Origin of the sequence: Pseudomonas sp. 25 R 14 (assembly GCF_900004755.1) — a bacterium.
Classification (GTDB): Bacteria; Pseudomonadota; Gammaproteobacteria; order Pseudomonadales; family Pseudomonadaceae; genus Aquipseudomonas; species Aquipseudomonas brenneri.
Window position 1 is genome coordinate 1 of record NZ_CVTS01000061.1, and the last position, 1,101, is coordinate 1,101.

Sequence of the window (1,101 nt, forward strand, 5' to 3'; positions counted from 1 at the left end):
CCATCGACAAGGTTGATGTAGTCCTGACCGCGACCAAAACCGTGGGCGAAGGCGGCGAGATCGTCTACACCGCGACTCTGGTCGACAAGGATGGTAAGCCGGTCACCAACACCACTGGCCCGCTGACAGTGACCCTGGATAACAACCAGACCATCACCATCGGCGTGAACCAGTCGAGCGGCACCGTTTCGGCTGTGGCACCGGACGACGTGTACAAAGGCGACCAAACCGTTACGACCGGCATCAAGGAAGTAACTGGCGGCGAGCACTTCGAGAACTTGGTTCCTGGTACCGATACCGTCACTACCATCGTGACCGACACACCGGGCACCGATAACACCACGACTGTGACCCTGACGGCTCCGTCTGAAGTGAGTGAAGGCGGCAAAATTATCTACACCGCCACCCTGAGCAACAAGGCTGGCACCGACGTCACCCTGACTCTGGACAACAAACAAACCATCACCATCAAGGCCGGTGAAACCGTCGGTACCGTGACGGTGGATGCTCCGGGCGATGACGTGTTCATCGACAAGAGCACCCAGACCGTCCAGATCACCGGCACCGCTGGTGGCAACTTCGAGAAGCTCGTGGTGACGGGCGATGGCGCGACGACGCAGATCAACGACACCATCGACAAAGTCGATGTGGTCCTGACGGCCACCAAAACCGTGGGTGAAGGCGGCGAAATCGTCTACACCGCGACCCTGGTCGACAAAGATGGCAAGCCGGTCACCAACACCACTGGCCCACTGACTGTGACCCTGGATAACAACCAGACCATCACCATCGGCGTGAACCAGTCGAGCGGTACTGTTTCGGCTGTGGCACCGGACGACGTGTACAAAGGCGACCAGACTGTTACTACCGGCATCAAGGAAGTGACTGGCGGCGAGCACTTTGAAAATCTGGTCCCAGGTACCGACACAGTCACCACCATCGTGACCGACACACCGGGCACCGATAACACCACCACCGTCACTCTGACTGCGCCTAGCGCCGTCAACGAAGGCGGCAAAATTATCTACACCGCCACCCTGAGCAACAAGGCTGGCACCGACGTCACCCTGACTCTGGACAACAAACAAACCATCACCATCA

The 1,101-nt window shown here is 58.4% G+C and carries 1 protein-coding gene; it reads left to right on the top strand.

What is annotated here, in order from left to right; all coding sequences use genetic code 11:
- On the top strand, positions 1 to 1,101 hold a 1,101-nt coding region (locus BFQ03_RS30355), incomplete at both ends, for an immunoglobulin-like domain-containing protein (protein ID WP_345788466.1).